Origin of the sequence: Micromonospora sp. D75, from assembly GCF_018070405.1 — a bacterium.
GTDB classification, from domain to species: domain Bacteria; phylum Actinomycetota; class Actinomycetes; order Mycobacteriales; family Micromonosporaceae; genus Micromonospora; species Micromonospora chalcea.
Window position 1 is genome coordinate 1 of sequence record NZ_JAGPXV010000057.1, and the last position, 16,588, is coordinate 16,588.

General features: G+C 72.5%; 18 protein-coding genes. All 18 read right to left on the bottom strand.

The genetic code is table 11. The features are described 5' to 3' along the window. A partial coding sequence (locus KBX39_RS05910) for a CoA ester lyase (RefSeq protein ID WP_247659909.1) occupies positions 1-500 on the bottom strand: 500 nt, incomplete at its 3' end. 12 nt (positions 501-512) lie between these two features. Then, positions 513-1,976: a dihydroorotase family protein gene (locus KBX39_RS05915; RefSeq protein WP_043323186.1), complete on the bottom strand. Its 1,464-nt coding sequence runs from the start codon at positions 1,974-1,976 to the stop codon at positions 513-515. Between the two features lie 22 nt (positions 1,977-1,998). Beyond that, positions 1,999-3,405, bottom strand: a complete 1,407-nt coding sequence (locus KBX39_RS05920; RefSeq protein ID WP_064445579.1) for an MmgE/PrpD family protein — start codon at positions 3,403-3,405, stop codon at positions 1,999-2,001. Next, positions 3,398-4,237, bottom strand: a complete 840-nt coding sequence (locus KBX39_RS05925) for a cyclase family protein (protein ID WP_069088404.1) — start codon at positions 4,235-4,237, stop codon at positions 3,398-3,400. Before KBX39_RS05925 ends, KBX39_RS05920 begins: the two co-directional genes overlap by 8 nt. A 31-nt stretch (positions 4,238-4,268) precedes the next feature. Then, on the bottom strand, positions 4,269-5,468 hold the full coding sequence (locus KBX39_RS05930; RefSeq protein WP_043330005.1) for a CaiB/BaiF CoA-transferase family protein: 1,200 nt from the start codon (positions 5,466-5,468) through the stop codon (positions 4,269-4,271). Beyond that, positions 5,461-6,321 carry an IclR family transcriptional regulator gene (locus KBX39_RS05935; protein WP_043323194.1) on the bottom strand — a complete coding sequence of 287 codons (861 nt, stop codon included), beginning with the start codon at positions 6,319-6,321 and terminating at the stop codon, positions 5,461-5,463. The genes KBX39_RS05930 and KBX39_RS05935 overlap by 8 nt, the downstream gene beginning before the upstream one ends. Positions 6,322-6,363: 42 nt before the next feature. Further along, positions 6,364-7,353, bottom strand: coding sequence for an EamA family transporter (locus KBX39_RS05940; protein ID WP_210869486.1), 990 nt, complete (start codon positions 7,351-7,353; stop codon positions 6,364-6,366). Beyond that, positions 7,340-7,804, bottom strand: coding sequence for an Ohr family peroxiredoxin (locus tag KBX39_RS05945; protein ID WP_210869488.1), 465 nt, complete (start codon positions 7,802-7,804; stop codon positions 7,340-7,342). Before KBX39_RS05945 ends, KBX39_RS05940 begins: the two co-directional genes overlap by 14 nt. Beyond that, positions 7,801-8,628, bottom strand: a complete 828-nt coding sequence (locus tag KBX39_RS05950; protein WP_064445582.1) for an alpha/beta fold hydrolase — start codon at positions 8,626-8,628, stop codon at positions 7,801-7,803. Before KBX39_RS05950 ends, KBX39_RS05945 begins: the two co-directional genes overlap by 4 nt. Then, on the bottom strand, positions 8,625-9,989 hold the full coding sequence (locus KBX39_RS05955) for a M20/M25/M40 family metallo-hydrolase (protein WP_210869491.1): 1,365 nt from the start codon (positions 9,987-9,989) through the stop codon (positions 8,625-8,627). Before KBX39_RS05955 ends, KBX39_RS05950 begins: the two co-directional genes overlap by 4 nt. Positions 9,990-10,024: 35 nt before the next feature. Next, entirely contained in the window at positions 10,025-10,771 is a 747-nt protein-coding gene (locus tag KBX39_RS05960) for an SDR family NAD(P)-dependent oxidoreductase (RefSeq protein WP_043323206.1), read from the bottom strand. A 100-nt stretch (positions 10,772-10,871) separates the two neighbouring features. Beyond that, positions 10,872-11,723, bottom strand: coding sequence for an ABC transporter permease (locus KBX39_RS05965; protein WP_043323208.1), 852 nt, complete (start codon positions 11,721-11,723; stop codon positions 10,872-10,874). A gap of 12 nt (positions 11,724-11,735) precedes the next feature. Next, positions 11,736-12,566, bottom strand: coding sequence for an ABC transporter ATP-binding protein (locus tag KBX39_RS05970; protein ID WP_083297008.1), 831 nt, complete (start codon positions 12,564-12,566; stop codon positions 11,736-11,738). A gap of 24 nt (positions 12,567-12,590) precedes the next feature. Next, positions 12,591-13,700 (bottom strand): ABC transporter substrate-binding protein, encoded by a 1,110-nt coding sequence (locus KBX39_RS05975; protein ID WP_043323209.1) that lies wholly within the window; start codon positions 13,698-13,700, stop codon positions 12,591-12,593. Between the two features lie 128 nt (positions 13,701-13,828). After that, positions 13,829-14,215 carry a hypothetical protein gene (locus tag KBX39_RS05980; protein ID WP_043323211.1) on the bottom strand — a complete coding sequence of 129 codons (387 nt, stop codon included), beginning with the start codon at positions 14,213-14,215 and terminating at the stop codon, positions 13,829-13,831. Next, positions 14,215-14,526: a hypothetical protein gene (locus tag KBX39_RS05985; RefSeq protein WP_064445583.1), complete on the bottom strand. Its 312-nt coding sequence runs from the start codon at positions 14,524-14,526 to the stop codon at positions 14,215-14,217. The genes KBX39_RS05980 and KBX39_RS05985 overlap by 1 nt, the downstream gene beginning before the upstream one ends. Beyond that, a complete protein-coding gene (locus KBX39_RS05990; RefSeq protein ID WP_064445584.1) occupies positions 14,526-15,602 on the bottom strand; it encodes a class I SAM-dependent methyltransferase in 1,077 nt (358 codons plus the stop codon). The genes KBX39_RS05985 and KBX39_RS05990 overlap by 1 nt, the downstream gene beginning before the upstream one ends. Before the next feature lie 63 nt (positions 15,603-15,665). Beyond that, on the bottom strand, positions 15,666-16,588 hold a 923-nt coding region (locus tag KBX39_RS05995; RefSeq protein WP_210869493.1), incomplete at its 5' end, for an FAD-dependent oxidoreductase.

The window sequence follows — 16,588 nt, forward strand, 5'->3', positions numbered from 1 at the left end:
AACTCCGCCCGCTCCGGTCCCGGCTGCAACCCCAGCTCACCGGCGAGGTCCGCCTCGCCGAGGCCGAGCCGCAGCACCCGTGGCGCCTCGGCCACCCGCGGCGCGGTGAGCACGCCCCGGGCGGTCTCGATCAGCGCCACCACCCGGAACGCCGGGGCGTCCGGGCCGAGCCGCCGCTGCACCCGGGCCAGCGCGGCGTCGACCTCGGCGAGCAGCTCCGGCTCGGCCTTCGGCACCCAGACCCCGGCCGCCGCCGGGGAGAGCACCTCGACGTCCGCCGCGACCTGGTCGCTGTTGATCCGCACCCACAGCTCGGGGCCGGCCGGCGCGGCGGCGCCCAGGTACCCGGCGACCGTCTCCCGGGCGTGCGCCTTGCGGGCCGGCGTGACCGCGTCCTCCAGGTCGAGCACGAGCGCGTCCGCGCCGCGCCCGGCCGCCTTGTCCCGCAGGTCCGCCCGGTCGCCCGGCACGTACAGGTAACTGCGCGCCACCGCCGCCATCAGTCGTTCCCCCTACCGCTGCGGGCGGGCGAGGTAGCGGCCGGCCGGCTCGCCGGTGACCTTGCCGTCGACGAGCACGTGCTGCCCGCGCACGAAGGTGTCGGTGACCCGGGCGGTCAGCTCGAAGCCCTCGAACGGCGTGTACTCCTGCGTCGACTCGGAGTCCTCCGCGCGCACCGTCCAGGTCGAGTTCGGGTCGACCAGGCAGATGTCGGCGTCGTACCCCTGCGCGATCGCGCCCTTGTTGCGCAGGCCGAAGCGCTGGGCCGGATTCCACGAGGTCAGCTCCGCCACCCGCTGGTAGGACAGGCCGCGCCGGTTGCCCTCGGTGACCAGGCCGGGCAGCAGGTACTCGGCGCCGCCGAACCCGGACTTGGCGACGAAGATGTCGTCGCGCGGCTCACCGAACTTGACCTCGTCCTTGCAGCAGGCGTGGTCGCTGACCACCCAGTCGATCTTGCCGTCCAGGACGTACCCCCAGAGCGCCTCGACGTCGGCGCGCGGGCGCAGCGGCGGGTTGACCTTGCCGCCCAGGCCGTGCGCGGTGTCGATGTCGGCCACCAGGTGGCCGATGGTCACCTCGCGGCGGAAGTCGATGTGCGGGAACGCCCGCGCCATCCGCAGCGCCGCGTCGACCGCCTTCTCCGAGGTCAGGTGCAGCAGGTTGATCTTCGGCAGACCGGTCTCGTGCGCCAGGTACGACGCGATCGACACGGCCAGTCCCTCGGAGTGCGGCGGCCGCGACGCGTGGTACGCCTCCAGCCCGCGCAGCGTGCCGTCCTGCTCGACCTGCTTGGTGTACGCGCTCATGATCTCGGCGGTCTCGCAGTGCAGCGACAGCGAGATCTCGTCGGCCAACTCGGGGAAACGCTCCCGGGCCGCCTGGACGCCCCGCATCACGAACTCGAAGTGGGCGTAGTCGTACCGCTCGCCCTCCGGGATCATCAGGAACGAGTTCTGGTCGGCGGAGCGGCCGTGCAGGCCGTGGCTGCCGTAGAACATGAAGATCTTGAACGAGGTGACCCCGTGCTCCTCCACCAGCGACGGCACCTCGCCGATGTGCTCCCGCGACATCGGCGCCAGGTGGAAGCCGTAGTCGATGTAGGAGCGGCCCTCGGTCGCGGCCAGGACCTCGGGGAAGAAGTCCGCGTACCGGCCGCCCCGGTTGAGGTAGTACTGCCCGGTGCGCATGTAGTTCAGCGCCGTGGTGACGCCGCCCTGCACCGACGCGCGGCTCTCCGAGACGGCGTCCTCGCTCAGCGGGTTGTAGATGCCCCAGTGCTGGTGCGCGTCGACCACGCCGGGGAAGGCGAGCCGGCCGCCGCCGTCGACGACCTGGGCGGCCTCCGCCCGGTCGATCTGCGGCGCGACGCGGCTGATCCGCCCGTCGGTGACGCCGATGTCCATCAGCTCGGGCTCGGGCCGGTCGTGCCGGACCACGCGGACGTTTGTCAACAGCAGGTCGTAGGTGCTCATGGTGTTGCTCCTCGTGCTCGGTTCAGCGGCGGTTGATCAGGCCCATCAGGCCGTGGACGTCGGGGGCCTGGTCGAGCCGGTGGACCTCGTCGGCGATGCGGGCGGCGGTGGCCTCGGGCAGGGACGCGGCGTTCGTGCGGAACTTCACCGCCAGCTCGGCGTCGCTGAGCGGACGCTGCGGGCCGCCCCGGTTGGCCAGGACCTCCTGCACCCACTCGCGTCCGTCCCGGGTGACGATCCGCAGCACCGCCGGGAACTGGTGCGGGAAGATCTCGTCGCACCGCTCGTCGGCCACCACGTCGACCCGCGCCATCAGCGCCCGCCGTTGCGGGTCGTGCGCCAGGGCGTCGGTGAAGTCGGCCAGCTCCACGCCCAGACCGCCGCCGCCGATCAGGCCGGCGGCGACCGCGTACGGGCCGCTGAACTGCGCCTCGTAGCCGGTCTGCGGCGCGCGCTTGCGCTCGATCGGCTGGCCGATGGTACGCACCGTCGGCGTGGGCACGCCGAGCGTGATCGACTCGATCTCGTCCAGCGGCAGCCCGCGCTCGCGCAGCGCGATCGCCGCGTCGATGGCGGCGTGGGTGAAGTGGTTCGCCGGGTACGGTTTGAAGAAGATGCCGGGCACCGCCCACTCGGAGCCGAGCCCGCGGACGATCTCGTCGCCGTCGAACTCGCCGCGCAGGAACGCCTGGAAGAAGCCGAAGCGCCCCTCCAGCACGGTCGGCGGGCCGGTCACGCCGTGCCGGGCCAGCTGCGCGGCGCTGACCGCCGCGTGCGCCGCCCAGCCGCAGTGGATCCGCTTGACGGTGCCGCCGTTGCGGTTGGACTCGATCAGCCCGGCCGCCATCGAGGCGGACACCCCGAGCGCGTCGAGCGTGCCGCCCGCGTCCAGCTTCAGCAGCCGGGCCGCGGCCACCGCCCCGCCCAGCGTGCCGCAGATCGAGGTGGCGTGCTGGCCGTGCTCGAAGAAGACCGAGTTGCCGGCCGCCGGGTCGTAGCCGGCCATGCCGAGGCGTACGCACGCCTCCAGGCCCACCGCGATCGCGGCCACCGTCTCCTGCCCGGAGGCGCCGGACAGCTCGGCGGCGGCGAGCGCGGCCGGCACCACCGTGGCACTGGGGTGCAGCACCGACGGTAGGTGCGTGTCGTCGTAGTCGAGGGAGTGCGCCAGCACGCCGTTGGCGAACGCGGCCAGCGCGGCCGGGACCTTCTCGTCCACGCCGACGGCGGTGGCCTGGCCACGGCCGCCCTGCTCGGCGACGTACGCCAGCGCGGCCTGGCTGGTCGGCAGCGGCTGCGCCGCCACGCAGAGCCCGAGCACGTCCAGCACGCGGGCCCGGACGCTGGCGACCACCTCGTCGGGCAGCGTCGCGGCGGAGGTGTCGGCGGCGAAGGCGGCCAGGTGCCGGCCCAGGGTCGGCTCAGCCACGGCTGACCACCGCCAGCGGACGCACCGGGGAGCCGGTGGCGCCGTACAGCGGCAGCGGGGCCATGACGAAGGTGAACTCGTGCACCCCGTCGCGGGCCAGCTCCTCCAGCGCCATCGTCTCGATCAGGTAGATGCCGTGCTCCACCAGCAGGATCCGGTGCGCCGGCAGCGTGCTGTGACCCTTGCCCGGCGGCAGGCACTCGAAGGCGATGGTGTCCGCGCCGGCCGCGTGCACGCCCCGCTGCGCCAGCCAGCCGGCGCCGTCCGCGCCGATCCCTGGTACGCCGGAGTCCTTGCCGATGTACTGGTTGCGGTCCTCGTGGTCGAACAGCCGGCCCCAGCCGCTGCGGATGAGCACCACGTCGCCCGCGCCCACCGGCGTGCCCTGCCGGGACACGGTGGCGTCCAGGTCGGCGGGGGTGATCTCGTAGCCGGCCTCGCAGCCCTCCAGGCCCAGCGTGGCGGGCACGTCCAGCAGCACGCCGCGGCGGACCATCGGCGCGACGGTGTGCACGCCCAGCTCGTCGAACCGGCCGCCGACCTGCGCCGCGGCGGCGTCGGCGCCGCCGTGCAGCCGGCCGTCCTGGGACACGTGCGCGAGGGCGTCGACGTGCGTGCCCACGTGCGTGCCCATGACCAGCAGGTCGTTGGCGGCGGAGCCGCCGTCGGCGCGCACCATGTCGCCGTGCCGGCGCGGCAGGGTGAGCCCGAACGCCGGGTGGTTCGGTGACTGCGGCATGCCGACGGTCAGCCGCCGGCCCAGGTCGTAGATCGTGACGCCGGCCTGCACGGCGTCGAGCAGGCGGTCGGCGGTTCTGGCAGTGGTGCCCACGGGGTTCCTCGCGTTTCGGCTGTCGGCGTCGTCAGGCGACGACGCCACGGGCTTTCAGGTCGGCGATCTCGGCCGGGTCGCAGCCGAGCTCCTCGACGAGCAGGGCGTCGGTGTCGGCGCCGGGGGAGCGGCCGGTGAAGCGGATCCGGCCCGGCGTCTCCGACATCCGCCACATGACGTTGTGCATCCGCATCGGGCCCAGGTCCGGGTCGTCGACCTTCGTGATCATCTCGGTGGCCTGCACGTGCGGGTCCTCGACGATGTCCTTGGCGCTGTAGACCGGTGCGACGGCGGCGCCGGCCTCGGCGAAGGCCGCGGCCACCTCGTCGCGGGTCCGCTCACCGATCCACGACCCGACGTACTCGTCGAGCAGGTCCGCGTGCGCCACCCGGCCGACGCCGGTACGGAACCACGGCTCGTCGATCACCTCCGGGTGGCCCACCAGCCGCAGCACCCGCTCGGCGATCGCCTGGGCGCTGGTGGAGATGGCGACCCACGACCCGTCCTTGGTCTGGTACGTGTTGCGGGGCGCGTTGTTCGTCGACCGGTTGCCCTGCCGCTGCTCCACCACGCCGAGCTGGTCGTAGACGGTGGGACCCGGGCCGACGGCGGTCATGATCGGCTCCAGCAGGCTCATGTCGATCACCTGGCCCCGGCCGCCGGAACGCTCCCGGTGCCACAGCGCCATCATCACCGCCGAGGAGGTGGCGATGCCGCAGATGCTGTCGGCCAGCCCGAACGCCGGCAGCGTCGGCGGGCCGTCCGCCGTGCCGGTCAGGTGGGCGAACCCGCTCATCGCCTCGGCCAGCGTGCCGAACCCGGCCCGGGAGGCGTACGGGCCGGTCTGCCCGAAGCCGGTGATCCGGGCGATCACCAGGCCGGGGTTGACCCGGTGCAGCTCCTCCGGGCCGATGCCCCAGCGCTCCAGCGTGCCCGGGCGGAAGTTCTCCACCAGCACGTCGGCCCGCTCGGCCAGCCGCAGCAGCAGCGCCGCGCCGTCCGGCGCGGACAGGTTCAGCCCGATCAGCCGCTTGTTGCGGGAGATCTCCTTCCACCACAGGGGATGGCCGTCCTTGGTCTTGCCGTGGCCGCGCATGCTGTCACCCATGGTCGGGTGCTCGATCTTCACCACGTCGGCGCCGTAGTCGCCGAGGATCTGACAGCACAGCGGTCCGGCGAGGATCGTCGAGACGTCCAGCACGCGCAGGCCCGTCAGGGGTCCGTCACTCACCTGTTCCACCTCCCCAGTTCTGTTCCTGACCCGTCCGTCCGGCGGCACGTTGCGCCGGCGGCCGGAAACCCAGTTCGGCGGATATCTCCGCCGCCGCCGCGGCGACCAGCGCGCCGTGCGCGGCGCAGACCTCCGGGGTGAACCGGTTCTGCGGCCCGCACAGCGAGATCGAGCCGAACACCTGCCCGGTCGCGTAGCGCACCGGCGCGGCCACGCTGCCCGCGCCGTTCTGCCGCTCGCCCATGCTCACCGCATACCCCTGGCGGCGGACCCGGCCCAGCTCGGACCGCAGCTTCGCGGTGGAGGTGATGGTGGCCGAGGTGACCGCGTCCAGCGGGTGGTGGTCGAGGTAGTCCTCGATCTCCGCGTCCGGCAGCGCCGCGAGGATCGCCTTCGACGACGACCCGGAGTGCAGCGCGTGGCTGGTGCCCAGGGACACCGACATGCGTACCTCGTGCGGCGAGAGCACCTGGTCGATGTAGACGCGGGTCCAGCCCTGCCGCACCGACAGCGTCGCGGTCTCGCCGCTGTCGCGCACCAGCCGGACCAGGTACCGGCGGGCGATGTCCGGCACGTCCAGCGCGCGCAGCGCGGCCAGTCCCACCGCCAGCGCGCCGCTGCCCAGCCGGTACCGCTTGGTCTCCTCGTTGAAGGTGAGGAAGCTGTCGGCCACCAGTTCCTTGAGGATCCGGTGCGCGACCGCCTTGGGCAGTCCCAGCTCCCGCGCGATCGTCGACACGCCGAGCGTCTCCGGCGCCCGTTCGGCGATGATGTTGACGATGTCGAGGGCGCGTCCGAGGCCGGAGCGGGTCCGGCCGGCGGTGGCGCTCTCGACAACCGCTGTGGTGATCATCTTCTCTCCTCCACTGTCGACGTAGGGCGGGATCGCCGGGCCTCAGGCGGGCGCGACCGGAGTCTTCCCGGGCGGCAGGCCGTCCGGCTGCCGGGGTCGCTCCCGCGCGATCACCAGTGCCACCGAGGCGAGCACCACGGCGCCGGCGAGCACCTGACGTCCGGACAACGACTCATCCAGCACCATCATGCCGAGCAGGACCGCCACCACCGGGTTGACGTACGCGTAGGTGGACGCGAGCTGGATCGGCGCGTTGCGCAGCAGCCACGTGTAGACGCTGAAGCCGACCACCGTGGACACGAGCATCAGGTAGGTCCAGGCCAGCCAGGACCGGCCCGTCACGTCGGCCAGGCGGAACCCGCTCAGCTCACCGCTGACCACGCTGGCCACCGCCACCGCGAGACCGCCCACGAGCATCTGCCAGCCGGTGCCGACCAGGTGGTCGGCCGGCATGCGCAGCCGCTGCGACAGCGTCGAGCCCAGCGCCCACACCATCGTGGAGAGCACCACCAGCAGCATCCCGCCGAGGTGCCACCCCTGCGTCGGCACCGCGAACAGCAGCGCCAGCCCGACCACACCGCCGAGTACGCCCACGGCCGCCAGCGGGGACGGCCGCGGACCGACCACCAGCCGCAGCACCAGCACCCACAGCGGCATCCCGGCCACCAGCAGCGAGGTCAGACCCGTCGGCACGTACAGCTGGCCCAGCGCCAGCAGCGCGCTGCCGGCGCCGACCATCAGCAGCCCGCTGGCACCCACCCCGGTCCACTGCCGCCGGGGCAGCAGCAGCCCCGCCGGTCCCCGCCACAGCGCCGCCACCGCGAACAGCAGCAGCGCCGCGGCCAGGAACCGGGCCGAGGTGGCCACCAGCGGCGGAATGCTGTCCAGGGCCACCCGGTTGCCCAGGTAGGTCGAGCCCCAGATCAGGTAGACCGCGCCGAGCCCGACGGCCAGGGCCATCGGGCCGGCGGGCCGCGGCGGATCCGCCAGGTGGCGGGCCGCCGCGGGCCGGGTCAGATCAGCGGTGTCCATTTGCCCGGATCGCCACCGCGGTGTTGCCCCGAAGGGCGTTCGAGTACGGACACATGCGGTCGGCCAGCTCCACCGCGCGCTCCAGGTCGGCCTGCGGGCACTGCGGCGCGGACACGTCCAGCACCACGGCGATCGCGTACCGGCCGTCGTCGGTCTGCCCGAGGGAGACCGAGGCGGTGACAGTCGTCGGGCCGGGCTTGACGCCGGCCTGGCGGGCGGCGACGGCGAGCGCGCTGTCGAAGCACGCGGCGTAGCCGGCGGCGAACAGCTCCTCCGGGTCGGTGCCGGGCGCGTCCGGGCCCCGCTGGGCGGGACGGGTCAGGTCGACCCGCAGCGACCCGGTCAGCGACCGGGCGCTTCCGCCCCGGCCGCCGGACACCTCCACCTTCGCGGTGTAGACGGTGTTCGCCGGTACGACCTTCGCCTCGGACGCCGGGGTGCCGACGCTCATGCCGGCACCTCCGTTCCCAGGTCCGCGTGCACCTGCGCGGCGACCGCGTCGGCGAACGCCTCCGGCTGCTCGTCGGCCACGAAGTCGGTGCCGCCGGGGATGGTGACCAGCTCGGCGCTGGGCAGCGCGGCCCGCACCTGCGGCGTCATCCGGTCCAGCAGGTCGTCGGCGCCGTGCAGCAGCACGATGGGCAGCGCGTCCAGGGCGGCCGTGTCGACGTGGTGGTCGAACACCGCCCGGTACGCGGTGGCGTAGTCCGGGCCGGTCAGCAGGTACTCGGTGACCTGGCGGTTCGCCTCCTCCGGGGTCAGCGCCGGGTACAGGCCGTACACCCGGTCCCAGATCACCTTCAGGTGCCCGCCGTCGCGGTCCGGGGAGTAGCCGGGCGCGTACGACCGCTTCTTCTCCGCCCGCTCCTGCTCGTCGTAGAGCGGGATGCCCTGCAGGATCAGCCGGTGCACCCGCTCCGGCGCCGACATCATCGCCTGCGCGCCGACGATCGCGCCGGTGTGCTGCCCGAGCAGGTGCACCTTGGACAGCCCGAGGGCGTCGGCGAACTGCCACACGCCGGCCGCGTACTCGGGGATGGACCACGGGCGCGGCGGGGCGTCGGACATCCCGAAGCCCGGCGTGTCCGGGGCGATCACCCGCAGGCCGCGGCGGGCCAGCGGCTCGATGACCGCGTCGTAGGTGGCCGAGGAGAGCGGGGACTGGTGCAGGATCAGCAGCACCGGGGCGTCGGCGTCGCCGCCGTGCCGGTAGTGCACCTGACCCCACGGCACGTCGACGTAGGCGCGGCGGGCCACGCCGCGGGCCCGGGTCACTCGGCCACCGCCAGCGCCGCCATGACCTCGATGACGTGCTTGATGCCGGCCTTGTAGTCGTCCAGCCGGATGTTCTCGTTCGGGCCGTCCACACCGGAGTCCGCGCGGGAGACGCCGACGCCGACGATGGGCCGGTCGGCGATCACGCCCTGGTTGCCGATCCACTGCGTGTACGGCTCGATCACCGGCTCGGTCCCGTACACCCGGCGGGCCGCGTCCGCGACGAGCGCGACGAACGGGTCGCGGTGGTCGGTGAGGTTGGGCCGGCTGGTCGCCATCACCTCGATGCGCAGGTCACCGAAGCCGGTCGCGGCCAGGTGGTCGCGCACGCACCCGAGGACGCGCTCCGGGTCCTGGCCCGGCACCAGCCGGATCTCCAGCTTCGCCGACGCCGTCGACGGGATGCCCAGCGTCACGTCGTCACGCATGTCGCCACCGGCGATGCCGGCCACGGTCAGCGTCGGCACGGTCCGGATGGCCACCGCCGCGGCCTGGTCGTCCAGGTCGCCGGTGAACCGCTCGACCTGGGCCCGCTTGCGCAGGAAGTCCCCGTCGAACGCCACCTTCTCCAGCAGCGCCCGCTCCTCGTCCGTCGGCGGCCGTGCGTCGTCGGCGAAGCCGGGGATCGTCACGGTGCCGTCGGGCCGCTGCAGCTGCGCCAGGGCGGCGGCCAGGCGCGCCGTGGCGGCCGGCAGCAGCGCGGTGTTCTGGCTGGTCAGGTCACGCGGCAGGGTCTGCGCGGTGAGGCGCAGGTAGAGCACGCCCTTCTCGGCCAGCTTGAGCAGCAGCCGGTCCTCGCCGTCGAGCCAGGAGTTCTCCCACAGCGCCGCGTCGCTGGCGAGCCGGTCGGCGTGCGCCTGCACGAACGAGCCCAGACCCGGGCTGTGCAGCCACTTCTTGCCCTCGAAGATGATCCGGTTGGTCACCGGCGGGGTGAGCCCGGCGAGCTTCCAGGCCGCCGCCGCGTGGATGCGGGACATGATGACGCCCTTGTCGTCGGCCACGCCCCGGGCGTAGAGCCGGCCGTCGTGGATCTCCGCCGCGTAGGGCGGGCTGATCCAGTCGGCGTCGTCACCGGCCGGCTCGACCTCCACGTCGTAGTGCGTGAAGTGCAGCAGCGCCTTGTCGCCCTCGCCGGCCACCTCGGCCAGCACGTACGGGTACGACTGCTCCCACGGGATGATCTCGGCCTCGCCGCCCCAGCGGCGGACCGATCCGGCGATGAACTCGGCGGTGGCCTCCATCTGCTCCGGCTCCTGGCGGCGGCTGCGGATGCGGCACAGCTGCTGGAGCTCCTCGACGAACTCGTCGAAGTAAGCGTCGACGGCCGCCAGCGCGGCCGCGGTATCCGGTTTGGGCATGGTGGTCCTCACAGAAGGGGTCGGAGAGGGGGAAGTCAGTGGATGGTGACGCCGCCGTCGACGAAGATCGTCTGGCCGGTGGTCATGGCGGCGGCGTCGCTCAGCAGGTAGGCGACCGCGTTGGCAACGTCCTGCGGCTGCGCCATCCGGCCCAGCGGGATGCTCGCCATCTTGTCCGCGAGGTACGCCTCGTCGCCACGTACGTCGGAGGTCATGTCGGTGGGGACGATGGTCGGTCCGACGGCGTTGACCCGGATCCGGTCGGGCGCCCACTCCAGGGCCAGCACGCGCGCCATGTGCATCACGCCGGCCTTGCTCACGCAGTAGCCGAGCGTGTTCAGCACCGCGATGTGCCCGTTCGTGGAGCCGATGTTCACCACCGCGCCGCTCGTCTGCCGCAGCGCCGGGTACGCGGCCTGGCACATCCGGAACGTGCCGGTGAGGTTGACGTCCAGGACGTCGGTGAAGTCCTGCTCGGACATCGTGGCCGCCGGCCCGCGCCGGACGATCCCGGCGTTGTTCACCAGCAGGTCCAGGCGGCCGTGGGAGTCCAGGACCTCGTCCACCAGCGCGGCGCAGGAGCCGGCCGACCGGACGTCGACCCGGTGCCGGGTGTGCGCGCCGCCGGACAGCTCGGCCTCGCTCCAGTCGTCGAGCAGGTCGGCCTGGGCCACGGTTGCCCCGCGCTGCGCGAGCGTCGCCGCGATGCGGGCCCCGATGCCGCGGGCCGCCCCGGTCACCACTGCCACCCGGCCGTCGAACCGGTTCGGGTCGGTGTTCATGTCGCGTGTCCTGCCTTTCCGGTCCGGCCACCGGCCGGGCGGGCGTTGCGCACGCCCGACCGGTGCCCCCAACACGTGACGGCGGTCCCGTCCACTGCCGTCACGCGCCGATCACCTTCGTGTCCTCGGCCCAGAAGGCCAGCCGCTTCTGCAGCAGCCGGATCACGAAGTGCGCCACCAGACCCATCAGCGACAGCACCACCAGCACGGCGAACATGCCGGCGATGTCGAAGTTGTAGTTGGTCTGCAGCAGCAGGTAGCCCAGGCCCTCCTTGGCGCCGATGAACTCGCCGACGACCGCGCCGAGGATGGCGAAGACGATGCCGATGTCCAGGCCGGCGAAGATGAACGGCAGCGCGCTGGGCAGCCGCACCATCCGGAAGATCTGCGCCTTGCTCGCGCCGAACACCGTCAGCATCTGGATCTTGTCGGCGTCGGCCGCGCGCAGACCCTCGATGACGTTCACCAGCATCGGGAAGAACGAGATCACCGCGGCCATGACCACCTTGCTGGTCAGGCCGAAACCGAACCAGACCACGAACAGCGGGGCCAGGGCGACCTTGGGCACGGTCTGGAAGGCCACGATGTACGGCATCAGCGTGGCTTCGACGATCTTGATCTGGGAGATGAACGTGCCGAGCACCAGGGCGGCGCCGACGCCGATCACGAACCCGAGCAGCGCCTCCTGCGTGGTCACCCAGAAGTGACCCCAGAACTGGTCGTCGCCGAGCTGCTGCCACAGCGACTCGACCACGCTCGACGGCAGCGGCAGGACGTACTCGTCGACGCCGAGGAGCTGGACGCCGTACTCCCAGGCCAGCACGACCACGACGAAGACCGTCGGGACCAGCCAGAGCTGGGGCTTCTCCCGCAGGTCGAACTTGCGCCGGGCGGGCCGGGCGGACGGCGCCGGTGGCTGGGCCGGCTTGCGGACCAGGTTGCTTGTTGCCATGGCTGTCCCTCGTCAGTCGATTACGCCGGCGGCGTTGAAGTGTCGGCGGATCCGTTCCACATAGACCCCGGCCCGGTCGGACGACATGATGCCGAGCTCACGCGGCCGTTCCAGGTCGATGTCCATGACCTCGGCGATGCGGCCCGGCCGCGGGCTGAGCACCACCACCCGGTCGGAGAGGAAGACCGCCTCCGGGATGGAGTGCGTGACCAGCACGATCGTCTGGTTGCTCTCCTGCCAGATCCGCAGCAGCTCCACGTTCATGTACTCGCGGGTCATCGCGTCGAGCGCGCCGAACGGCTCGTCCATCAGCAGCACCGCCGGGTCGTGCACGAGCGCCCGGCAGATGCCGGCCCGCTGCTGCATACCGCCGCTGAGCTCGTGCGGGTACTTCTGCTCGAAGCCGTTGAGACCGACCATCTCGAGCAGTTGCTGCGCGCGTTCCCGGTGCCGGCGGGGATCCAGTCGCTGGATCTCCGCCGGCACCATCACGTTGTCGAAGATGGTGCGCCAGGGCAGCAGCGTCGGTGCCTGGAACACCATCCCGACCTCGGGAAGGGGCTTCGTCACGTCCCGCCCGGCGATCCGTACCGCGCCGCCGGTCTTCGGGCTGAGCCCGGCGAGGATCTTCAGCAAAGTGGTCTTGCCGCACCCGGACGGTCCCACGACCGAGATGAACTCGCCGCGACGTACCGTCAGGTTGATGTCGCTCAACGCCAGGGTCGGTGCCGACTTCCGGGGCCGGTACTCCTTGTCCAGCCCGTCGATCTCGATCCAGGAGTCTTCCGACACCGATGCCGGAGCCTGCGTCTGCGCCCGGCGGGCCGTCGCCTTGATGGCCATCGAAATCCCTTCCGCTGTCCGCTGCTAGGCGGTGTAGTTCGCGGCCTTGCTGAGCACCGCGGCCTTGTCGAAGTTGTTCGCGCCGGAGAGCAGGCTCGGGTCCCAGAGCTTCTTCAGGTCGACGTCACCGGAGATCTGGCCGGCCTCCTTGGTGTACGCCTGGGTCTTCGCCCACTCGTCGTCGCTGATCGCGCCCCAGTCACCGAACTGCTCCGGCTCGCCGCTGGCCGGCGTGGCCGTCTTCAGCCACGCGGCGAGGCTCTCGGTGTCCGCCTTGAGCCGCTCGTCGGCGGACTTGCCGGCGAGGATCTGCGGGAAGACCTTGTAGCCGATCTTCATGGCGGCCTCGGGGTTCTTGGCCGAGAAGAGCATCGCCTTGTACGCCGCGCGCAGGAACCGCTCGTACGAGTCCTTCTTGGCGTCGAAGTCACGGGCGCCGACGCTGAAGGTGAGCGACCGGATGCCGGTGAACACGTCCGGGTTGGTCAGGTACTTCAGCTGGGTGCCGGCGTTCTCGATGACCGCGTACGCCTGGGTGTAGAGCGCCAGCATGTCGACCTTGCCGTCGTTGAGCGCGGCGGCGGCCTGCGCGCCGACGCCCACCGGCAGCAGCTCGACGTCCTTGGCCGGGTCCAGGCCGGCGGCCTTGACGTAGGCGCGGGCGTACGGGGCCGAGCCGGAGGCAAGGCTGATCACGCCGATCTTCTTGCCGCGCAGGTCCGCGCCGCCGGTGATCGGGGAGTCCGGCTTCACCGCCATCACCCACGGCCAGTTCTGTACCAGGCCGCCGATGGCCTTGATCGGCACGTTCTTCTCCACCGCGCCGAGCGCCGAGCCGGCGTCGGCCGGGGTGATGTCGCCGCTGCCGGAGGCGACCGCCTGGAGGGCGGCGACCGAGCCGTCGGCGTTGATCGTCTCGACGGTCAGCTTCTCCTCGGCGAAGTAGCCGAGTTCCTTGGCGACCGCGTAGACGGCCACCTCCTCCTTCGGGCCGATCACGGCCGAGGCGATGGCCATGGTCAGCTTCGCCTCCTTGCCCTCGCCGCCGGCCTCGTCGTCGGAGCCGCCGCCGCAGGCGGAGAGAACCAGCGTGGCGGCCAGCGCCGCCGGGAGCAGTGCCCACTTCCGTTTCATATGCACACACCTCGTCGTGAGTCGGGGGAGACCGCCTCCGCCGCCGTGGCGGCGGAGGCGGGGTATCAGGCGTCGCGGCGCGACGCGACAGTTGCCGTCAGGCGTCGCGCGGCGACGCCCCAGTGCCCTCAGGCGTCGCGCAGCGACGCGACCAGTGCCAGGTCGTTGTAGACGTGCTGCTCGACGATCAGCGCGCCGTCGAGCACGAACACGTCCGCGTAGCGGATGTCCTCGAACGGCGTGCCGTCGAGCCACTCCCCGTACAGCCGCCCGAGCGAGGTCACGGTGACCCGCCCGTTGTCGTCACCCACCAGGTAGCGGTCCCGGTGCTTGCGCACCCACCGGTAGGTCCCGGTCGAGGCGGCCGCCATCTCCCGCAGCGAGGAGTACTCCCGGCCGCCCGGGAAGACCAGCCGGGCCTGCGGCGCGAGGAACGCGCCGGCCTCGTCGAGCCGGCGGTCCTCACACAGCTGCAGGTAGCTGTCGATCAGCCCGGGCGCGTCCGGTGCGCTCATCAGCCGGTCTTCTCGCTCAGCGCCGCCTCCCACTGGTCCCGCAGCGGGTGCTCCGCGGGGCCGTGCTCGGTGAGGATGCGCATCAGGCGGGCCAGCAGCGCGTCCCGCTCGCGGTCGAGGACCTGCTGCTCCTCCTCGGTGGAGGCGAACCCGTCGACGGCGCCCTCGGTCAGCACGCCGGAACGGGTCAGCAGCGCCTCGACCACACGTACCCGCTGCCGGGTCACGTGCAGCTCGGTGGAGAGCTGCAGCACCAGGTCGAGCAGCTTGCCGACCTTGGGGTCTCCGAAGTAGTCGAACTCGGTGCTCATCACGCCTCCGGCTTGGTCGCGGCCAGTACGGCCCAGGGGAAGTGCCACTCGGGACGGTCGCCCCAGCCCTGCGGCTGGACGCCGTTGCGGCGCTCGTCGAACGGGGTCCACGACACGTCGGTCAGGCCCGCCTCGGCGCAGACCTCGATCAGGTCGGAGCCGAACAGGTCGTGGAAGAACGGCTCGTTGTTGCGCTCGGCGTGCTCGTAGACGGTGGCGTCGCGCAGCGGGTCGCCGGTGAGCATGAACTCCAGGAAGCGCAGCGAGCCGCCCGGCTTGAGCAGGCGCGCCGCCTCCACGATCGTTTCCCGGATCGCGGTGGCCGGCATCTCGTGCAGCACCATCGTGCCGGTGACCACGTCGCAGCTGCCCGACTCGATGCCGGTGGCCCGGCCGTCGGCCTGCCGGTAGTCGATCGCCAGTCCGGTCGCCTCGGCCTCGGCGTGGGCCAGCCGCAGACCCGGCGCGGCCAGGTCCACGCCGATGACCTGCGCGGTCGGGTACTTGGCGGGCAGCGGCCGGGTGCTCTTGCCGAAGCCGCATCCGATGTCGACGATCCGGGTCGCCGCGGGCAGCTCGGGCAGGGCGGTCTTGGCGAACAGCGTGTGGAACTTGTAGCCGTCGTTGTCGCGCAGCATGACGATGCGCGCCCCGAACTCGTACACGTAGGCCGACATGTCGTCGGAGAAGAAGCTGCCGGGCTGGATGTGGATGTCGTAGTCGGTGTACCAGTCGGGCAGTTCCAGGTCGGGGTTCAGCTCCAGCGAGCCCTTCGGCTGCTCGGGCACCGACGTCAGCTGGTCGGTCAGCTCCTCGCGGCGGCTGAGCACCGCGTCGCCGGCGACCTTCCACAGCATCTTCTGCTGCACCCGCTCCAGGTGGCTGAACCACGGGTAGAGCGGAAGGCCGCGCAGCACCTGGCTCGCGTCGCCGACCGTGGTGGCCGCCGCGCCGGTGGCGCCGTACTCCTCGCGCAGCGCCGGGTAGACGGTGTCCGCCCAGCGCTTGCGCAGGCCGAGGACGAAGTCCACGGCGGAACGCTCATCCAGGGTGAGGCGCTCCTCGATGTCCAGCATGCGTGTCTCCTCTTCAGGTGGGGGAGGACCGGTCCGCGGCGGGCCGCGACCGGGATGGACGGGTCAGTGGGCGTACCGCACGCGATCTGCGGACGCGGTGTCGTAGCGGCCGAGGAACGCACCCGCCATGCGTCCCTCGTAGACGGCCTCGAAGGCCGTGCGGGGGGCGTTCGCGTCGCCGACGACGTGGATCCGGGGACCGTCGGGCAGCGCGTCGAGCTGCCGGTACAACTCGTCGGCGGCCTGCGGCGAGCCGGCGTCGACGACTGTGGTGACGCCCTCGACGAGGGTGTCGGCGCCGGCGAGCGGACCGCCCAGGGCGACCGCGTCGGCGCCCGCCGGGCGCGCCGTGCGCATCGGGTGCACCGCGATCCCCAGGTCCGCGAAGCGCTTGAGCAGCGCCAGCCGCGAGTACGTGGTGATCTTGGCGCTCACCGAGGCGGTGGGGGAGACCAGGTGGACGCGGGCGCCGCGCCGGGCCAGCCCTTCGGCCACCGAGGCGGCAGCCCAGGTGCCCTCGTCGTCGAGCACGACGACGGCGCCGGTCGGCCGGAAGTCGGGGTCGGTCAGCGCCTCGACGGCCTGCCAGATGTCGATCACCGGCGGGCCGCCGGGCAGCTCCCGCCGGGTGGGCCGGGAGCCGGTGGCCAGGACGACGTCCTGGTAGCCGCCGGCCAGCACGTCCTCGACGCCGATGCGGTGGTCGAGGCGTACCGGGATGCCGGCGGCCTCGACGTCGCGGGCCAGGTCGCGGGTGAGCAGGCCGAGCCGCTCCCGTCCGGGTACGCGCGCGGCCAGTTCCACCTGCCCGCCGAGGTGCCCGCGCGCCTCGACCACCGACACCTGGTGCCCGGCCCGGTGGGCGGAGAGGGCGGCCTCCAGGCCGGCCGGGCCGCCACCGACGACGAGGACCTTCCGCGCGCCGGACGGTCCGGGCAGCTCCGGCCAGGCCTGCGCCCATTCCCGCTCGGCGCCGACCTCCGGGT

Excerpts from the sequence above, each read along its gene's own strand:
- KBX39_RS05945 (WP_210869488.1), bottom strand. The coding sequence starts at position 7,804 with ATGAGCGTCGGCACCCCGGCGTCCGAGGCGAAGGTCGTACCGGCGAAC.
- KBX39_RS05940 (WP_210869486.1), bottom strand. The coding sequence starts at position 7,353 with ATGGACACCGCTGATCTGACCCGGCCCGCGGCGGCCCGCCACCTGGCG.
- KBX39_RS05970 (WP_083297008.1), bottom strand. The coding sequence starts at position 12,566 with ATGGCCATCAAGGCGACGGCCCGCCGGGCGCAGACGCAGGCTCCGGCA.
- KBX39_RS05915 (WP_043323186.1), bottom strand. The coding sequence starts at position 1,976 with ATGAGCACCTACGACCTGCTGTTGACAAACGTCCGCGTGGTCCGGCAC.
- KBX39_RS05990 (WP_064445584.1), bottom strand. The coding sequence starts at position 15,602 with ATGCTGGACATCGAGGAGCGCCTCACCCTGGATGAGCGTTCCGCCGTG.
- KBX39_RS05975 (WP_043323209.1), bottom strand. The coding sequence starts at position 13,700 with ATGAAACGGAAGTGGGCACTGCTCCCGGCGGCGCTGGCCGCCACGCTG.
- KBX39_RS05955 (WP_210869491.1), bottom strand. The coding sequence starts at position 9,989 with ATGCCCAAACCGGATACCGCGGCCGCGCTGGCGGCCGTCGACGCTTAC.
- KBX39_RS05965 (WP_043323208.1), bottom strand. The coding sequence starts at position 11,723 with ATGGCAACAAGCAACCTGGTCCGCAAGCCGGCCCAGCCACCGGCGCCG.
- KBX39_RS05935 (WP_043323194.1), bottom strand. The coding sequence starts at position 6,321 with ATGATCACCACAGCGGTTGTCGAGAGCGCCACCGCCGGCCGGACCCGC.
- KBX39_RS05980 (WP_043323211.1), bottom strand. The coding sequence starts at position 14,215 with ATGAGCGCACCGGACGCGCCCGGGCTGATCGACAGCTACCTGCAGCTG.
- KBX39_RS05985 (WP_064445583.1), bottom strand. The coding sequence starts at position 14,526 with ATGAGCACCGAGTTCGACTACTTCGGAGACCCCAAGGTCGGCAAGCTG.
- KBX39_RS05960 (WP_043323206.1), bottom strand. The coding sequence starts at position 10,771 with ATGAACACCGACCCGAACCGGTTCGACGGCCGGGTGGCAGTGGTGACC.